This window comes from Membranihabitans marinus (genome assembly GCF_019802045.1).
Lineage (GTDB): Bacteria > Bacteroidota > Bacteroidia > Chitinophagales > Saprospiraceae > Membranihabitans > Membranihabitans marinus_A.
The window spans coordinates 1-19001 of sequence record NZ_JAHVHU010000020.1; the positions used below are offsets into that span (position 1 = coordinate 1).

13 protein-coding genes are annotated in these 19001 nt (G+C 43.1%); 7 read left to right on the forward strand and 6 right to left on the reverse strand.

Going from position 1 to position 19001, the window contains the following annotated elements; genetic code table 11:
* From KUV50_RS17395 to def, 4 genes are all read left to right on the forward strand, one after another.
* Nucleotides 1-267: T9SS type A sorting domain-containing protein (locus tag KUV50_RS17395; protein ID WP_222581468.1), on the forward strand; the 267-nt coding region annotated here is incomplete at its 5' end.
* 1556 nt (nt 268-1823) lie between these two features.
* Nucleotides 1824-5579: a T9SS type A sorting domain-containing protein gene (locus tag KUV50_RS17400; RefSeq protein WP_222581469.1), complete on the forward strand. Its 3756-nt coding sequence runs from the start codon at nt 1824-1826 to the stop codon at nt 5577-5579.
* A 139-nt stretch (nt 5580-5718) separates the two neighbouring features.
* Entirely contained in the window at nt 5719-6135 is a 417-nt protein-coding gene (ruvX, locus tag KUV50_RS17405; RefSeq protein ID WP_261395377.1) for a Holliday junction resolvase RuvX, read from the forward strand.
* A 7-nt stretch (nt 6136-6142) separates the two neighbouring features.
* The gene (def, locus tag KUV50_RS17410; protein ID WP_222581470.1) at nt 6143-6694 is read left to right on the forward strand and encodes a peptide deformylase; all 552 of its coding nucleotides are present in this window, start codon (nt 6143-6145) and stop codon (nt 6692-6694) included.
* Nucleotides 6695-6735: 41 nt separating this feature from the next.
* Here the strand turns inward: def and KUV50_RS17415 are convergent, their stop codons facing one another.
* Complete coding sequence (locus KUV50_RS17415) at nt 6736-7356, reverse strand: viroplasmin family protein (protein WP_222581471.1); 621 nt, start codon at nt 7354-7356, stop codon at nt 6736-6738.
* A 44-nt stretch (nt 7357-7400) separates the two neighbouring features.
* Here KUV50_RS17415 and dprA point away from each other — a divergent pair, with 44 nt between their 5' ends.
* Nucleotides 7401-8498 (forward strand): DNA-processing protein DprA, encoded by a 1098-nt coding sequence (gene dprA / locus KUV50_RS17420; RefSeq protein WP_222581472.1) that lies wholly within the window; start codon nt 7401-7403, stop codon nt 8496-8498.
* A 272-nt stretch (nt 8499-8770) separates the two neighbouring features.
* A complete protein-coding gene (locus tag KUV50_RS17425; protein WP_222581473.1) occupies nt 8771-9436 on the forward strand; it encodes a DUF6962 family protein in 666 nt (221 codons plus the stop codon).
* On the opposite strand, the gene KUV50_RS17430 is transcribed toward KUV50_RS17425, so the two are convergent.
* The 4 genes from KUV50_RS17430 to KUV50_RS17445 are packed head-to-tail and all read right to left on the reverse strand — an operon-like array spanning nt 9437 to nt 14647.
* Nucleotides 9437-11014, reverse strand: a complete 1578-nt coding sequence (locus KUV50_RS17430; protein WP_261395380.1) for a Na+/H+ antiporter NhaC family protein — start codon at nt 11012-11014, stop codon at nt 9437-9439.
* Between the two features lies 1 nt (nt 11015).
* Nucleotides 11016-12254 (reverse strand): aspartyl protease family protein, encoded by a 1239-nt coding sequence (locus tag KUV50_RS17435; protein ID WP_222581474.1) that lies wholly within the window; start codon nt 12252-12254, stop codon nt 11016-11018.
* Between the two features lie 35 nt (nt 12255-12289).
* On the reverse strand, nt 12290-13693 hold the full coding sequence (locus KUV50_RS17440) for a DUF937 domain-containing protein (RefSeq protein ID WP_222581475.1): 1404 nt from the start codon (nt 13691-13693) through the stop codon (nt 12290-12292).
* Between the two features lie 39 nt (nt 13694-13732).
* Entirely contained in the window at nt 13733-14647 is a 915-nt protein-coding gene (locus tag KUV50_RS17445; protein WP_222581476.1) for a bile acid:sodium symporter family protein, read from the reverse strand.
* 260 nt (nt 14648-14907) lie between these two features.
* On the opposite strand from KUV50_RS17445, the gene KUV50_RS17450 reads away from it, so the two are divergent.
* Complete coding sequence (locus KUV50_RS17450; RefSeq protein WP_222581477.1) at nt 14908-18231, forward strand: DEAD/DEAH box helicase; 3324 nt, start codon at nt 14908-14910, stop codon at nt 18229-18231.
* On the opposite strand, the gene queE is transcribed toward KUV50_RS17450, so the two are convergent.
* Nucleotides 18232-18864, reverse strand: a complete 633-nt coding sequence (gene queE, locus KUV50_RS17455) for a 7-carboxy-7-deazaguanine synthase (RefSeq protein ID WP_222581478.1) — start codon at nt 18862-18864, stop codon at nt 18232-18234. It abuts the gene before it with no gap.
* Nucleotides 18865-19001: the final 137 nt, after the last annotated feature.

The window sequence follows — 19001 nt, forward strand, 5'->3', positions numbered from 1 at the left end:
GATTCCGGATTTGCCTTGTACCAAAACACACCAAACCCCTATGCGGGTCAGACTGTGATTGGATTTAAATTGCCTGAAGCATCCAAAGCGACCTTGAGCGTGTACGATGTAACTGGTAAAGTATTGAAAATCGTAGAAGGTGAATACAGCGAAGGCTACAACGAAGTGAAGTTGACAAGTTCAGATCTTAATGCGACTGGCGTATTGTACTATCAATTAGATACAAAAACGTATACCGCGACTAAGAAGATGATCGTGATAGAATAAGTAGTTGCGCATTTGCGCTGCTGCAAAAACATTCAGTCTGGATCATGAGTAACTGATGTTTTGAATGAACCGAGGATATTGAATGATAAAATCGGTTTTTGGGATGGCCTCTCTCCGCCCTCGTTTACGGGGGATTGGAGGGGGGCTTTTTTTATTTAATTATTATAGAGTCTTGTGCTTCCTGTATTGGGGGAGCGTATATCCAAACCGAAGCAGGTGAACGTGGTATGCTCTGCGATTTATACGGTCTTTTTGTATTTGAGAATGACTTTATAGCGCTCGTACGTGCAATGTGCCTGGTTACATCCTGGAAAATATTTTTTACGGCACAGAAAAAGCTTTCATGGACACTGGAATTAGCTCATCAAATCACCTCAACCTAGTTAATGCATTACGTTATCCCTGGGGCGTTTCTTATTTATCAATTATGAATGCCAAGACCCTTGGATATTTTAGAACCAGTTTTAAACTAGGGTTGAATTTTGAATCATACTATTGTTGTCTGGCAGAGCGCTTAGTTTCCTCTCAGTTTCTTACGGATAATCGGGCTAGAGCCTACGGTTCATCACGGCAAGAACGTTTCTTTATTCAATCATCTTTGCACCTGCATAACAATTATTAGTACAATATCGTGGGTTAGCGAAGTAAGTTGCCCACCATGAATGGTACAGCTTAATGCTGTGCAAGGCCGAATTGACCACCCGTACTGACTGCTAATCAAGTTGAAAGCCCAAAAGGGCGAGTTTTGAGCGCTACCAGACTCCTGCCTTTCGAAATTTATATTCCTAAAATAATGTTTGGTATAATCTTTGCTACTTATAAAGCAAATACTTACACCTATGAATTTTTGGTTATTTTTACTAATTCCACTTGTCCTTGGCATGATCAAAAAACAAAAAGATCGTTATTCAAAAGTTTAGTCTTTTGAGCAATTGATTTTTAGTGATCATAAAAATGTCGACTCAAAAACTGTCAAATCTGATCTGGTAAATGGATCACCTCGTTCTTCGTTTGACTTTATATGAACAATACTACCTTGTCGAGAACCCCCCATATGGTATTCCATCCTATCTATTCCTGAACGCTTTTTCACGTGTACCCTCTTTTTTTTAGATGACTTTTAAATCACAGTAGTACAGCGATTAATGTAATTTATTCAGTATATGTGATGCGTTTTTTAAAAGCTTTTCGAGCTCTTAAAATCACTTCCTACACCACCATGTCTTCAGAAAAAGTGTTAAATATTACGCATTATAAAAAAATATAATGTATCATTGCATTAGTAAACAAGGAACTATTAATGATAATTAATTATAATATGTAGTGTTGTTCCAAATATGAAGTCGATTTATAAAGCGTGGTCTACTTTTTCCAGTGGTTTCAAAACTACGATTATCGCATTTTCGCGATAAGTCTCAGCGGCAAAAAAGAGTCCGTTTGAGAATGAAACTAGCTGGCAAATATGGTCTGCTTGCTTATGTAATCATGAATCTTCAAGAAACGGCATATCTGCGTAGAATAATTAATACAACTAATTATTAACAAAATAAGGTCTCATGATGAAAACTATTACACAACGAATAGTACCTGGGAGAGGTGGGTACTATTTCACAGGAATGATTTTATTACTAATGAGTATATTCATTCCACAGAAAGCCTACTCACAATGTCTGACAAATGCACAAGACGACTGTGACAATACAAGTCCGATCGTGCTCCAGCTTGACGCTAGTGATGTATTTACCTTGCGCATATTTGAAGATTTTTATGACAGCGATCCGGTGGGTTGCGATCCGTCAAATTTTATGGTTCAAGTAACGGATTTAACGGGAGACTCACTAATAGTAGATGCCTCACCGATGGATCCTGATTTTGTGTACAACAATGCCTGTAAATATGTTGGTCAAAACATGAAAGCGGAGCTATTTTATACAGGTGGAAATACGATGATCCCGGTCTGTGAGCGAAAAGTTATTTTATTACCTGAAATCACATGTACCAACGCGACCTTCTATTGCAATCACCCTGTATTTGAAGAGAACATGGACGAGCAGGTCCTGCCAATTCAATTTGGCTGTGATAATTATGACCCGTCAAACCTGGATGTGCGAATTAGCAGTGAATATTGGGATGATATGTCTACAATGGATACGCTGTTTCGAGTTTGGGAGATAGGAGTAAACAACAATAAATCAGTCATTACCTGCACAGATACCATTTTAAGAGAGGCCATCCCAATTGCCGATATTATTATCCCTGCTGATACCATCATATCATGCGAAGCATGGAATGGTGTGTCACCTGATCCTGCCGTTACTGGCGTTCCCTATTTTATTGTAAATCCCGAATCTCCGCAGCCGGATACCATTTATTTGGATGAAGGACAAGTAACGCATTGTGTGAACGTCCAATACATGGACGATGTTGGGATACCACTTGATTGTGAGCTCGGTTCTTATGCAAGAACCTGGCAGGTCCGGACTGATGCCGGAACGGTAGAAGGTATCCAAATGATCACAATTATAGATTCAGTGGGTCCGGAAGGAGAATTTCTTTTTACTGCGGTTGATTCTATTGAAACCAATATAGGAGACTCTGTCATGAACCTTCCGGTATTTCAGGTTTCTACAGGAAGTCATGGTTGTGAATCGGACGGGAATTTACCTATTTTATATGCTTCTGACCCTTGTAGCGGAGTTCATGGAGTTTCTGCACAAGTGACTGATGGCAATGGTCAGGTACATTCTTTGACAAACGGTGGTCCTTTCATGGGCTTTGACCAGGGTAAATACCTGGTGACATACACAGCTTCAGATTCGTGTTGGAATCAATCCACTTTTTATATATGGGTAGAGGTCGTGGATTTGGTGAATCCGGTAATTTCACTGAGTACAGAGTACAACATCACATTATCTGACGAGGTTACCTGGCTTAATCTGGAGGATTTTGCTGCACACCATATATCTGATAATTGTGGTCTGGAAATCGTAGTCGGTCGTCGCGTTGGAGATCATGCAACAGCCTGTGGAGCCGATGATTCTACATCGATAGTAGGCATGTATCGTCAAAAGTATGCAGATTGGCTTGAGAGCGATGGTTGGAACTGTACAGAACTTGTAGATGTAGATTCGGGTTGGATGGACAAAATACCGTTCTGTTGTGCAGATCTTGGATCTGAAATTATGATTGAATTAATGGCTATTGACCAATCATGCAACGTAACGCGCAATATGACCGTTGTGGTTCCGATCAGTAAAGGAGGAGCAACAATCTTTGAGCGGTTGCCTGATGTATCATTGGCGTGTGAAGCATGGACTGAGCATTATGAAGGATTGATTTACGGAGATACGCTCCCCAATAATCTTAATATTGATTCTTTGGATAAGTATTTTGGGACCTACCTGCCTTTTACACCTGGGAATAATGTCGAAATAGGAACTATTGTCGTAGAAGATGTAGACTGTTATGTAGAAGAGGGATTGATGGTCAAAGAAGAATCTCTTTTTGAAACGCACAATGGATTGTTTCGATCTTCCTGCGCTGGAGAATTGACGCAAGAAGCCGAATTGGTCTACGATGATGGATGCAATACCTTTACCATAACACGACGTTTTCTAATCAATGGCAATGTCATGGCCGTTCAGGAAATATCTACGGAAATTCGATGTCCGTTTGAGCCGGAATTATTTGATTATCCGGCAAGTGCCGATACCATGATAACTATTTCGGATTCGTCTATATTGAAAGATCCTTCGTACTGGGTTGGGAATCGATTTAACCTGACAACTGAAGGACCGGAATACAAAGGCGCCGATTGTCGGGTGATCGCTACGGGCTATGTAGATAAGCTGCTCGATGATATGTCCAGTAATAACCCCAATGAAGCCTACGCGGTGATCATGCGTACATGGTGTATGGCTGATTGGTGCAGCAGTGATCTGGGACCTGATTGGAAATCATCCATTGGTCAGGACGGTATTATTACCTGGACACAGAATATTAAAATATTTATAGATCCCGATAACCCCGATGTATCTATCGAAAAACCGGATCCGGATAAAGTGGAAGATGATGTAGTGGTACCACCGGTCTCTAAAGATGTAGTTCAGATCGAAGGTCGCATCAGAACCGAAGATGCACTGAATGTAAATAACGTAACTGTTGAGGTGCAGACCTCCAATCACAACGATGAAATGGTGACCAACGAGAGTGGTTCCTTTGAGATGAAAGTCGATCAAGGCAGCCGGGTGAAAATCAGGCCTGTCAAGAAAGGTGATTTAGGCAATGGATTGTCAACCCTGGATTTGATATTGATTCAGCGTCACCTGCTCCGCAAAAAGCTCATAACGTCGCCCTATAAGCTTATTGCAGCAGATGCGAACAATGATCAACGACTTACTCCTGCAGACGTGTTATTTTTACGACGAGTGATATTAAACAAGATGCAGGGATTGGAAGAAATGACCTCATGGAAATTCGTAGACGCCAATTACACTTTTATCAATCAAAAAGCATCGTACTCGGAAGACTATCCGACTGTATTGGATATTGAAAGACTTAGTGATAATCTGAAAAGTGAATTTATCGCTGTAAAACTTGGAGATGTAAACCAATCCGTGAATGTGAGCCGATCTTCCAGCCGGGCAACCCATCCGGTCACAGCGGTGAAAGTACAGGATCAGTTTGTGAAATCTGGTGATGTAGTTGATATTCCATTGAAGATCATGGAAGCTGTTAATCTGACGGGCGTTCAGTTTGCACTTCACTTTGATAATCAAACGCTCGAGGTACTCGATGTCCGGGGGGACCAATTGAATCTAAGTCCGGAAGAATGGACCATCCAGGATGGCATGGTCAAAATGAGCTGGACCGATATCAATTCTTTGGCATTGAAAAAAGGTGATCAGATGGTTACTGTACGGGTTCGTGCCAAACGAAATGTGAATTTGAGAGATGTAGTTTCTTTTAACACAGGAGCAATTGAACCTGAGATTTATGATGAAGCTGATGTAGTTCGAGGGCTAGGTTTGACTTTCAGCAATGCTCATGAAGGGGTGTTTGCGGTTCATCAGAATCGTCCCAATCCTGTCCAGGGTGAGGCGGTCATCGACTATGAACTCGACCAGGAAACAACAGTCCATTTGCAGATACACGATGTAACGGGCAAGTTAATCCACACACAAAAGAGCATGGGTGTCAAAGGATTGAATCAATTCCGCATCCAAGCTGGTGAATTACAGAGTGGGGTATTGTACTATACCATCACAGATGGCCTGCATAGTGCGACCCGTAAAATGGTGGTTATTAAATAAAGCAGAAGTTATTAATTAGACCTTAGTAGTTTTATAAGGCTGTGTCTCTGGGCACAGCCTTTTTTATTGAACTTTGTGCTTGTTTTTTGGTTCAATTGATGGTAGAATTAAAATAGGCGCAATAAATTTATATTTTTGCATGATGGGACGCATGATGGGCATTGATTATGGTACGAAAAAGACCGGAATAGCTGTGACTGATCCACTTCAGATTATAGTTAACCCATTGGAGACTGTGGAGACCAAAACTCTTTTTGAATTCCTGACGGATTATTTTGAAAAGGAAGAAGTAGACAAAGTGATTGTAGGCGAACCATTTATGGCGGATGGTTTTACGCCCGCACAACATCACAAAGCCGTAATGAGATTTGTGGACCAGTTTCGTAAGAAATTTCCGGATTGCGAGGTGGATTTAAGCGATGAGACCTATAGTAGCCGGCACGCGCGTGAAATCATCAATCGTTCAGTTTCGTCCAGGAAGAAACGACGGAATAAATTATTGGTCGATAAAATATCAGCGACCCTAATATTACAACAATACCTGAATCATATTTAGATAATCTATGAAGTTACCGATTTATGCATATGGCCACCCTGTACTTAAAAAAGTAGGAAAACCGGTGGAAACAATGGATGACAGTCTCAAAGCATTTATTAATGATATGTGGGATACCATGTACCATGCTTCGGGGGTCGGGTTGGCAGCACCTCAGGTCGGCGCGTCCAAGCGAATATTTGTAGTCGATACGGTACAGATCATGGATGATGATGAAAAGGACAAAGGCATCAAGCAGGTATTTATCAATCCCGAAAAACTGGAAGAAAGCGGTACTGAATATGCGTATGAAGAGGGCTGTCTGAGTATCCCGGACATTCGCGCAGACGTGCATAGACAGCAACGCATCAAATTATCCTATCTCGATGAAAACTTTGAAGAACAAACAGCAGTTTTTGAAGGACTAAATGCCCGGGTTATACAACATGAGTATGATCATTTGGACGGTGTGTTGTTTGTCGAACGTATCAATCCTTTGAAAAGAAACATCCTGAGACGCAAACTGGATAAGATTCGCAAAGGAAAAGTGAAAGTAGATTACCCGATGGAGTTCGTATAGCTCTTCTGGACGACGGGAGAATACAACTCAATATCAGGACCTTATTTACGACCAAAATCAGCCGGAATCTCGCCCCATTTTTTAGTTTCCCATTTTAGGATCCTATTCTTGATCGGATGGGTTTTGATCCATGCCAGTGCCCGATCGACAAGATCAAATATTTCTTTATTCCGGGCGGTTCGCTGCAGTGTGGTTTTTACTTTTTTGTTCCGTACCCAGGACATGGCAGTACGCGAATCACTATATATGGGGACATCGTGCAGTCCCTGTTTGTCCAGGAGAGCCAATGCATGGACCAGTGCCAAAAATTCACCCAGGTTGTTCGTCCCTTGCTCAAACGGACCCGCGTGAAAAATTTGTTCTTTGTTGTGGGTCCACACTCCTTGGTATTCTACAGTACCCGGATTGCCACTGCTGGCAGCATCAACGCTTAGGCTATGAGGGATGTAAGGTGCATTGGATAGTGGCATTTTTCTACCTTTATTTTTCAATTCCTTTTTCCATCCATTTCGAAACGCAACGGTGGCTTTCTCCAGGGAAGGATATGATTTGTATTTAGCGTTCGGAAAGTCTTTTATTTCAGCTTGAGCCGCAGGCCAGTTTTCATAAATCCCTGGTTGGTGTCCTTCCCAGACCACGTAATATTTTTTCTTTTTTGGCATATAATTGATTATTTTCAAAGCATTCACGTTTAGCCGCTTTAGGAATGCAGGACAAAATTAAATTTATCATCGCATTATCCCAGATTAAGGGCGTCGGATTTCGCCGTTCCCATCAGATTATTCAAGAATTTGGAAGTGCAGAGTCCTTCATTACAACTTGTCTGAAGCATCCAAACCGCATTCCGTCCGTTATTCGCGAAAATTGTACGCGGAGTAATATCACGCAGGCATTGGAACATGCAAACCGACAACTAAACTATTGTGAAAAAAATAATGTTCACGTGTTGGCGTATTTTAATAAAGCCTATCCCTATCGGTTGCGACGGTATGACGACAGCCCGCTTGTCCTTTACTTCCGGGGAAATACAGACCTCAATGGAAGTCGAATGATTGGTATTGTCGGTACGCGGAAAATGACTTCTTACGGAAAGTGGATGGTAGAGAATTTGGTCAAAGACTTGAGAAATTATGGTGTGACTACGATCAGCGGATTGGCTTACGGGATAGATACTCAGGCCCATCGGGTCAGTGTGAAATACGGAATTCCTTCGGTGGGTATCATGGCGACGGGAATAAATCAAGTGTATCCGGAGCAAAACAAGGATCTGGCCGTTCGCATGACCCAATGTGGCGGAGTGCTTACTGAGTACGGAATCAACGTAAAAGCAGAAGCCTACCATTTTCCTGCCCGAAATCGAATCATTGCCGCGCTTTCTGATGCTCTGGTGGTGGTAGAATCAAAAGCCAAAGGGGGAGCTATGATTACGGCCGATCTGGCTTTCGGCTATGGAAAGGATGTTTTTGCCTTTCCAGGTAAAACCACAGATACCTATTCCCGAGGAACTAATTTTCTGATCAAATCCCAGAAAGCCCAGCTTATCGAAAATACTGAAGATCTTCTTATGGCAATGTCCTGGGATGCCATCGGTCTATCAAAGTCAACCCAGCCCACATTATTTGATGAATTGACTGAAAAAGAGCATAAGTTTCTCACGGAATTTGAAAAAAATAAAGCATTTCATATTGATCAGGTTCGGGCCAGACTTCAATACTCCAGCTCAGAAATTGCTGCTATGCTGTTGACACTTGAACTCAAGGGGGTGTTGAAAACTCTGCCCGGCAGCCGGTATATGATCGTGTAGCCGGTGGTTGAGTGCTATTGATCAATGGCTGATGACCATCCAGAGGCCACATGGACTCCATGGGGATTTATTTCGATGATCACATGAAAGGTCTTGTTTTGAAGGGCAGCGTTAAACTGCCTGAATGCTTCTGGATTATACCCTGCAGAATGTCTGTGATTACAATCAAATCGTGCTGGGATATAAATTTCCAATTTCGGGGCAGGAAACTAAATTTATATTTACTTTGTGGGGATTAAAAAAAACGAGTTATAGTTTAAACAAAAACTGAATTGCAACAGCCCTCCATTTATCCCTTTGGAATACGAATCGATGAACCCGTGACCACTCTGACCGATCTGGTCATCGCAGCCATTTGCTTTTATGCTTTTTTTGCCTTGCGAAAAAAGAAAGGAACACATAAGGTCTATTATTTAATTCAGGGTTACTTTCTGTGTATAGGTTTTTCGACCTTGCTCGGAGGATTGATCGGACATGGTTTCCTTTATGCGTTTACGCCCCAGTGGAAATTCCCTGGTTGGGCAATTAGTATGGTGGGAATCAATCTGATCGAACGGGTGATGCTGTCGTTTTCCAAATCATTTATTCGACCCGGTTATGCCCGGTTTTTTTCTATGGTCAACATCGTTGAGTTATTGGTATTTGCTTATTTAACCTTTACAACGCTCAATTTTGCCTATGTAGAAATTCACACCGCGTATGGGTTGATGATTTTTGTGCTTGGATTTAGTTTGTATCACTACTTTAAAGGAAACCACAGTGAAATGATGCGCTATTTTATCTGGGCCGTTTTCGCTGTAATCGTAGCTTTCTTTTTCTTTGCCACCAAGATCGGTCTGGGCATCTGGTTCAATTACATGGACATCAGTCATGTTTTTCTCGCGCTATCAGCCTGGTTGTTTTATAAAGGAGCTGCTGTCATGCTGGAGAAATTGTGATCAGTGCAGGATAAAACCAAACACCAAATACATCACCGTACTGATTCCACCTACGATAAGTGCATAAGGTAATTGGGTTCTTACGTGATCTACATGATCTGTCGCTGATGACATGGACGCTATAATCGTCGTATCGGAAATCGGTGAACAATGATCACCAAATACACCGCCACCCAACACGGCTGCTAAAGAAAGGGAAAAATGTATTCCCGTACTGTCAATGAGTGGGATGGCAATACCGATCATAATGGCAAAAGTTCCCCACGATGTCCCTGTAGAAAATGCGATAAATGCACTCGTGACAAACAATAAAGCGGGAATGATGGCCGGGGTCAGAAAGGACCCTATGAGGTGACTGACATACAATCCAGTGCCAAGTTCCTTGCAAACATTGCCGATCGCAAAAGCTAATAACATCAATAAGGCCAAAGGAACCAAAGCGGCTATTCCTTTCATAATCCAGTCAAAGTTTTCCCGAATCCCCATGATCCCTTGAACTTTGTACATCGTCATAGCGGTCAGGATCGCCAGCGTCACGGAAATTAATACGGCTTTGGAACCGGAACCTTGTCCCAGTGCAATCATTAGTCGGCTACCCAGCTCTTCATCGGTCGGCAGGTCTGTCCATCCGGTGTACAAGAGGATTACGGGCATGGCTGCAATCATGACCAGGATGGGAACCACCATGTTTCCGGCCTTGGGAGTCGCACCATCGGCAATATCTGTTTCGAGCATATCTTCACTAATCATCGGTGTGGCACCCTCCCAGAGAACTTCCCCCCTTTGCGTTCGTTCTTCAGCGCGTTGCATGGCAGGGAGATCCCAGCCGAACCATATTACAGCGGGGACGGTTGCCAATGCCAACAATGCATAAAAATTAAAGGGGATGGCTCCCAACATGGATATAAATGGCTGGTCTACGGACATCGTTGCCAGCAGTCCCATAATAAATGCCCCCCATCCGTTCAGCGGAAATATAATGCAGGATGGAGCCGAACCTGAATCAATGATATATGCGAGTTTTTCACGCGCGATCTTATACTGATCGAAGAGCGGTCTGAAGATGGCCCCAACGGTCAACACGGATATGCTGCTTTCGACGAAGATCAAGACACTGATTACCCAGGCGTACATCTGAACCGTTATTTTTCCATTCTTTGCGTTTTTGAGTTTTTTGCTGACCCATTGAATAAAACCGAGAACGCCACCCGATCGTTGAATAAGAAGGATCAACGCACCCACTAAGGCACTGAACATAATGGTCCGACTGTTCCCAGCGTCAGAGAACACATTAACCAATCCCTCGAGCGTGTCCAGAAACCCACGCGAGATGTTCCAATCATTGAGTATGATCCAACCCAACAATATGCCTGAAAGCAGTGAGAGGTATACCTGTCGCGTTCGGATGGCAAAAATGATGGCCAGGAGTGGCGGGATTAAACTTAAAAATCCATAATCCATGGTCCAAAAATAGGTAAATATTTTTGGATCTTGTTTTTTCAGTCGCCGAAGTAATTCGGAAAAAGATCTGTACGAGGAACCACGTTCATCGCAATGGATAAAACAATCTGATAGCAAATTAATCGAAAAGTGATTTCAGCCGAAATTCTTTTTTGATTTTGTTCCCGTTTCGATCCAGGGTCAACTTTATTCTTTTTCCGACCTTACCGCCCAACTTATAGGTAATGCTATTCAGGTTGTAGAAAAAGGACGGCCAGAAATTGAACCTGCGGATCACATCCCCGGCTTTGATTCCCGCCAGATCGGCCGGACTCCCCGGAATAACTTTTTGTACCTGAATGATTTCAAACTCGGGACCGGTCGCTATCAGGATTAATCCGCTGCGGTCCACACGAAATCGTTTATTGTATTTTTTATTGGGCTTGATATAGAGCATGGAACCGGGGTAGTCTATGTAAACATCAAACCGGGACAGCAAACTATTCCCAATCAAACCATTTCGATTAAGATACAGATGACCTATGCTATCGATATCCAGTTCCTGGAAGCTAGTGATCAGATTTTTAAATTCGTAATCCCCAAATTGCAGATGATCTATTTTTCCCATGTGTCCGGTTAATACGCCACCCAGTCCCATTCCCAGATTGCCAGGGATGAGCGTTTCCGGAAGTTCCAGGTGGTCCATGGTATTGTTGTAGATCAATATGGGGATAGCGGAACCGGAATCAATCAAAAATTTCAGTTCTTGTTCCACATCTCCACCCGATCGGATGGTTGTGGTCAGATAAGGCTTGTTTTTGGTGATGGTGATTGGGATTTTTTGATATTCCGGGCTCGGATCAAAAAATTCTTTTTTAATGAACTCAAGATAGTTTCGTTTATTGTTAATGTGCAGTACATACCGGTTGAAAACATTGGCACCCAAAATCCCGTCAATTTGCATGCCCAGCATTTCGTCCAGGTGTAAAAAATCCTGTTCAAGAACCAGCACATTGGATCGGATGAGTAGTTCATCCTCGATATTGAGATTGGCATTTCTTGAAATAAAAGCGGAAACCTGAGTGCTGAGATCTGATCCATATAAAGGAATCGATTTAAAATAATCCATCTGCAGCAGATACGCCAGTTCTTTTTTTATGATTATGGTGTACTCACTGCCTGTGTCAAAAATGAATTTGGTGGGAAGTGTATTCTCCAGTTTTATATCCAGTATGATAAAATTTTGAACCCGGGAGAAATCGAAGCGTATGGAACGTTTAAACTCATCACCAAAAGTATAACGCCTCGTATCCTGCGCCATCAGAATACAGGCCGGGAGTAGTATCAAAACCAAACTTATCCACAGTCGGTGCATCATACCTGAATATAACACATCGGTGGAAGAATGATCCGTTATTCGTCGATATTTAACGAGTCCGCTGGATTTTCCGGTGCATTATAGAATAGCAAAGCAACTTTTTTATCACTCACTAGGGCTGGTTGACTGGCCGCTTCGAGAACAATGGAATCACCATCTTCCGGCGTAGCCTCCATTTCGGATTCAGAATCCTGTTTTGTGGACAGCTTTTGTGTTTTGAGACTCGATCTGTTGACCCTGACACGCTCCGAATTAATTCCGAACGCTGTAAAATAGTTGGTAAGATTTTTAACCTGTTGACTGACGACCCCTGGTTTTTGTTTTTGAAACGTAGAGTCGTAATATATTTGGATATCCATTTTCAAGGTGGGATAAGATCGTATCACGGATAAGATTTCGGCGAGCTCTTTGTTGGCGGAGGGTGTAAGTACCGCCGAAGAGTCTTGGAATTTGATCGCCGGATTGACAAACCGTAACGTATCATTGACCTGGCCTTCGTTTTGGCTGAGGTGCATGAGCAACGAGTCCGTTATGCTGAATTTGGTCACTTTGAGTATGGTGTTTCCTGGTAAGGTGTAAGATCGTTCATTGTCCTGGATCAGACTGTCACTCTGAATAAAGTTAAATGGATTGTCGGGTTGACTTTCAACAGGCTTACTTTGAAACTTTTGAAGTAAAAATAGCGACAGTGCAGATACTGCGAAAAGCGCTAACCAGGGCCAGACTAATTTTAAAAATAACCTGTGATCTGATAGGGAGGTGGAATTCCTTGGTTCTTTCGGTGGCTCTGGTTTTTCCTTTTCAGTTATTTGAGAAGTGGATTTTTCTTCGGTGTTAGCATTCGGAGCTGCCTCCTTTGGTGCATCCTGGTTGGGTTCTGAAGAAGGTGTGTAGGTGATACCGAGTACTTTTGCCAGACCCGGAAATCGGGAGCCGATATGCGGTTCGTTTTCCAGGAGGAGGGCAGCGACTTGCTGCTCGTTCAGTTCTTCATCATGGACGATCCGGCCGATTAATCCAAGTGAGAACGGCGCAATCATTCTGTTGGCTTCAATCAGATCCTCTTCCGTAGTCTGATATTTTTCGGAAAGGAAATGCTGAATTTTTTCAAAGGCTTTATCGGTCCCTTCATCAAACACAAAAGCCAACAGGCTGTTACCCAGTTTTTTGGTGTCGGATAACCTTTCTTTGGACTCAAATATTTCCGGAATCTGATTGATGATAGCTCCATCGTGATTTCCTTTTTCCAGCAGGTTTTTGATGGTTTTAGCGCCTTTGTCTTTTTTGGCCTTGTCGATCAGACCACCGAGGATGGATGCATGAATAATGGTCAGGTGCTGATAAGTCACCTCGTCGATAGCAAGATTGTCTTTTTTTAATTCATCAAAGAGTGCCGGTTTAATCTCCTGATCGAATATTTCAAGTAAGTTGTGAGTCATATTTGTCCATTATTGCCATACAAATATAAGATTGTTTTATTAATTCAGTTTTTTAACGAATCGCCCGATGATTCCTCTTGACCAATACTCGGATAGGAAAAACCCCGAAACGAGATCCCAGACACCCCACCAACCAGCCACCAAAGCCATTCCACCTAAGCCATTGAAGAAATTAAAGATAAGAATGAGTCCCAGACCGGCGTTTTGAATTCCTGTCTCGAATGCAATGGCACGGGCATTTTCTTCGGATTCACGGAGCCATTTGGCGAAGAAGTACCCTATGAGGTAAGAGCCTCCATTGTGAATCAAAACCAAAGCAAATACCAATGGGAGATACTCTTTGGCATTGGAGATGTTTTGTGACAAAGCAATCACGATGATTATCAAAAGCAAAAGGACTGATAATGGTTTGATAATTTTTCTGATGCGATGCGTCAGACGGGGCATAAAACGGTTAAACCCCATGCCAACAGCGAGCGGGATGAGAATGAGCTGGAGTAAGATTCCGATCATATCGCCCATGTCTACATTGAGCGCTACCTCATGCTGCAATTTGAAAAAATACTGCGAATAAATAAAAAACATAAAGGGTGTGAGAATCACAGAAAGTAGAGTAGCTATCGATGTCAGCGTGATGCTGAGCGCAGTATTACCCCCCGAACGATGGACCAGATAATTGGAAATGTTACCTCCGGGGCAGGCAGCCACTAACAACAGCCCCATCTTCATGCTGTTGGGCATATCCCAGAGGAGCACCAGTATGAATGTAAATACAGGCAGCAGTATGAGTTGGGATACCATTCCGATCAATGTTGATCGTGGAGATTTCACGACACGTCTAAAATCATCTAAGGTTAAGTCCAGGGCTACACCGAACATCATAAACCCCAAACAGTAATTGAGTAAACGTAGCTGACTTTCGTCAAAATGGAGGACCATGCTATCTACATCCATAAAAATTCATTTATCTTAGTCCGTGCAAAGTAAACTAATATCCCGGTATCTATACGCAGGGCTTGTATTACGCTGGTTTTGTTACTATGATTGTGATGGTAACGATGAAAGACTTTTGAAATCAGGCCCAAAATGGTTGCCAAAAAAAACCGGCAGCACGTCCATCGTCGGATCAGTAAAATGAAAGGGGCGTGGATCTGCCGCGCTGATCGTGGCGGATCAAGATCGGGGTCAACGGTAAAAAGATCACACTGAGGTTTATGAAAACTCATGTCTTGCAAATTCTTGTAGATTCCTTACATCGTATTTCTACAATGGAATCCAATGATACGGATAAATATTTCCTTTTATATGATGCTTTTGCTCTGTTTTTGTCGCAAGTAATCAAAGAATATGACCCGTCGTCATTTGAAAGTCATATCTTGCCATATTCACTCTTTGGTTCACTTTGTATTGAGAAAAAGATTCCCGAACATTTGCGTTTTGCTGGGTTTAAGATTTTGCGAACGCATCATGAAGCATCATCCGATTCTTTTTCTCCGCAGTACAATAACCTATATTGGTTGACCATTGAACTCGCCCACCATTTTAGTGAAAAAAAATTACCGGCTGAAATTACAAAAAACCAAGTATTCCCTGCTGATGAATTTTGGGTTGAGCGCATTCCCCGGGTGCATTATTCTGAAACGAAGGTGGTGCTATTGTCCAAAAAAGAGAAAACGGATCTTACATACACGGCGTATTGGGTGGATTACCATGGTCGAATGGTGACCATCCGGCCGGATAAACTGATGCGTATTCGGAATCAGATTCAGGCCTTGAAGGATGCCGATCAGGAATTGTATTTTCCGATTACGGTCCAACTGTTTGATGTCGATGCCCGCCAGGATGTGTTGGTTCCCGCTGCCATGGTTTTTTTGCCAGATTATCTGATCGATATCACAGCGGTGTCCCAGTGTTTTACTCCTTTTGGTGAAGTGCCCTCCAATTATTTGCTTCGAAAGATTCAACCGTTTTCAAGCTCTCATCATTTGTTGATCGGAAATTGTGTGAATCAATTGCTGGATGAGCTCATCTTTCGTCCTGATATGCAATGGGAAGAAGCACTTCCGTTGCTTTTTCGCATCAATGAATTAACCTGGGCCACTTATTCTGATGGGGATACGAGACAACATATCAAGACGATCGCTGCACAATTTAAAAATTTGAAAAATACCATCCGATATGAGTTCATGGAGAACGGGGTACAAAAAGAATACTGTGCGGTGGAACCTAGTTTTTATTCACCGAAGTACGGCTTGCAGGGACGGCTGGACCTGCTTTATGACCACCCTGATCCGACCAGGCCCAAGATAATTATCGAGCTAAAAAGTGGTAAAATATTTCGCCCCAATTCCTATGGATTAAATCATCCACACTATATTCAAACGTTGCTTTATGACCTGCTGATCCGATCCGCTTATCCCGATGACATGGATCCCATTAATTTTATTTTGTATTCAACTGAAGAAAGTAATAATCTTCGTCATGCTCCCGCTATCAAGGATTGGCAATACGAGGCACTGGGCGTCCGGAACCAACTGGTAGTTATGGAATGTCGTCTGGCTCAGTGGACCAAAAACCCCGCCACGCTTTACGACATCCTGAAAGAAAAAAATGAACATCTGGTAGGCTATGCAGACACCGACCGCACGGCTTTTTACACCTCTTATGAAGAGGCCGAACCTGTGATGCGTGCGTACTTTGATGCATTTCTGACCTTTCTTACCCGGGAACAGATGACCGCCAAGCTTGGAACATTCAGTTCGGATCGAAAAGGTCAATCCCAGTTGTGGGCGTCGTCTACAGTAGACAAGGATCAACAATATTTATTGCTGGCAGGTTTGGAAGTAGAGAAAGATCAAAGCCAGGAATCGAATCCTATCGTAACCTTTAGAAAGACCACGGCAACCAATCCTTTAGCCAATTTCAGAACCGGAGATGTGATATTGACGTATCCTTCTGAACGAAAAGATTCCCCGGTGCAAGGGCAGGTGTTTCGGTGTTCTCTGGTGGAGATTTCCGCAGAGCATGTGGTAGTCAGGCTGCGTGCGCGTCAGTATAGACCGATATTTTTGGAGGGAACGTCGTGGTATATAGAACACGATCATCTGGACAGTTCATTCCGCCAGATGAATCAATCCCTGATTCGTTTATTGGATATGCCGCCTGGGGAAGCAAAAGTATTTCTTGGGCTCAACCCACCCAAACGTCCGGAGGTAATCGATGAATCGACCGAGTGTAATTCGATGACCAAAACACAGCAGCACGCCCTAAATGAAATGAAAGCGATCCAAGATTATTATTTGCTGTGGGGCCCTCCCGGTACTGGTAAAACGAGTGTTTTGCTGCGAAATTTTGTCGCAGAAAAATTGCGTAATCCGGCTCTAAAGATTCTATTGGTGGGGTATACCAATCGAGCTGTGGATGAGATTTGTGGAGCTGTCCTGGGGATTGAGCATATTGATCAGGACCAGGTACTTCGGATTGGTTCCCGGTACGGGACGGATCCTGAATACCGTCATCTGTTGATGCGTGAGCGCAATCAGAAACTAAGGAGCCGGGCTCAATTAGTTGAAATGCTGGAAAAAAGTCGGGTGGTGTGCGGTACGATTGCTTCCATTTCGGGACAAGATGAACTGTTTGATCTCATCGGGTTCGACTATTTAGTTATTGATGAAGCGTCACAGATCCTGGAACCCGCGCTGATCAGCTTGCTGAGTCTTGGAATTCCTTATATCCTAATCGGGGATCACAAACAGCTTCCGGCTGTAGTGAATCAATCACTTGATGAGACTTATACGGATGTAGCTTGTCTTCATGAAATTGGGCTGTACTACCTGTCCAATTCTTATTTTGAACGATTGTTTAAATTGGCTCAAAAGAACGAATGGCAATGGGCATATGGAATATTGACCCACCAGGGTCGAATGCATCAGGATTTGATGACCTACCCCAATCTTTATTTTTATGAAAATATTCTTGAAATTCTGCCTTTTCCGGGTGGAAAGCAGACCACAGCACTGGAACCGGTCCGGGAAGTGGAAAATAGGCTTGAACGCGTGCTGATTTCCCATAGAAACCTGTTTATTCCCACGAAGAGCCAGAATTTTATCAACCATAAAATCAATCCGGAAGAAGCAGACCGGATTGTGACCATTATCCGAACCCTCCGGTCGATCCGACCCGATTTACCAGCCTCTGAAATTGGCGTAATTACTCCTTACCGGGCGCAAATCGCAACGATCCGACATGCTATGGCCGAAGCAGGTTTGTCAGATAATGCAATTACGGTGGATACGGTCGAACGATATCAGGGAGGGGCCAAGGATGTGATTATCATATCGTACTGCATCAATTCGCTGTCACAGATACATCTGCTGAAGGAATCGATGACCCCGGAAGGCGTTGATCGAAAACTCAATGTCGCCATGACCCGTGCCCGCGAACAGATTGTGTTTTTAGCCAATGAGGAATTGATGCACGAACATCCGCTTTATGAGGCCCTGCTATATCAATATGTCCGCCATGAGGTGATTTCCTGATCATTTGATACGGATGATCTTGTGAGTTTGTAAGCTGAGGTTCCAAACCGGGTTCTTTAGGCAATACGCGATGCAAGTCTGTATATTTTCTTCTGTATGATCATCATCCATGGGAGAAATGTAGTAGTGTGTGAACTCCAGGTCTTCCCAATCCTTTGGATTCATGCCGCCCTGTGGATAGACGATTTTTAACTCATCGCCCGTTCGTTGAACGATTTCCGTGTTTTCTTTAGGACTCACGCAGATCCAGTCCAGCGGAAGGTCGATTTTGATCGTCCCATTGGTTTCGATGCCTACTTCAAAACCATACTGATGGAACGTATCGACCAGCGGTTGATCCAGCTGAAGCATGGGTTCGCCACCGGTGCATACCACGTACTTCTTCGAAAAGCCATCCGGGTATAACGCTGTTGCTTGCCGAACTACTTCTTCCGCCGTGGCGTATTTACCTCCATTTTCACCATCCGTGCCCCAAAAATTGGTGTCGCAAAATTGACAAATAGCCTTGTGGCGATCTTCTTCACGCCCGGACCAGAGATTGCATCCGGAGAATCGTAAGAATACTGCCGGCCGACCGCTTTGACCACCTTCACCCTGGAGGGTGTAGTACATTTCTTTAATTTTGTAACTCATTCAGATTTCAGATTCTGTTTCTCATTTTCTCCCAAGTCACAAAGGTAAGGAATTGTCAGGAGGTTTGGATGATTGCTTAATTTCTGGAGACGATTACGGTGTGTTCTGAAGATAAAAATAGAATTGGCCTGGTATAA

Coding starts and splice junctions, on each gene's coding strand:
- dprA (WP_222581472.1), top strand. CDS start 7,401: ATGCAGGACAAAATTAAATTTATCATCGCATTATCCCAGATTAAGGGC.
- queE (WP_222581478.1), bottom strand. CDS start 18,864: ATGAGTTACAAAATTAAAGAAATGTACTACACCCTCCAGGGTGAAGGT.
- KUV50_RS17435 (WP_222581474.1), bottom strand. CDS start 12,254: ATGATGCACCGACTGTGGATAAGTTTGGTTTTGATACTACTCCCGGCC.
- KUV50_RS17400 (WP_222581469.1), top strand. CDS start 1,824: ATGATGAAAACTATTACACAACGAATAGTACCTGGGAGAGGTGGGTAC.
- KUV50_RS17450 (WP_222581477.1), top strand. CDS start 14,908: ATGAAAACTCATGTCTTGCAAATTCTTGTAGATTCCTTACATCGTATT.
- ruvX (WP_261395377.1), top strand. CDS start 5,719: ATGATGGGACGCATGATGGGCATTGATTATGGTACGAAAAAGACCGGA.
- KUV50_RS17445 (WP_222581476.1), bottom strand. CDS start 14,647: ATGGATGTAGATAGCATGGTCCTCCATTTTGACGAAAGTCAGCTACGT.
- def (WP_222581470.1), top strand. CDS start 6,143: ATGAAGTTACCGATTTATGCATATGGCCACCCTGTACTTAAAAAAGTA.
- KUV50_RS17440 (WP_222581475.1), bottom strand. CDS start 13,693: ATGACTCACAACTTACTTGAAATATTCGATCAGGAGATTAAACCGGCA.
- KUV50_RS17415 (WP_222581471.1), bottom strand. CDS start 7,356: ATGCCAAAAAAGAAAAAATATTACGTGGTCTGGGAAGGACACCAACCA.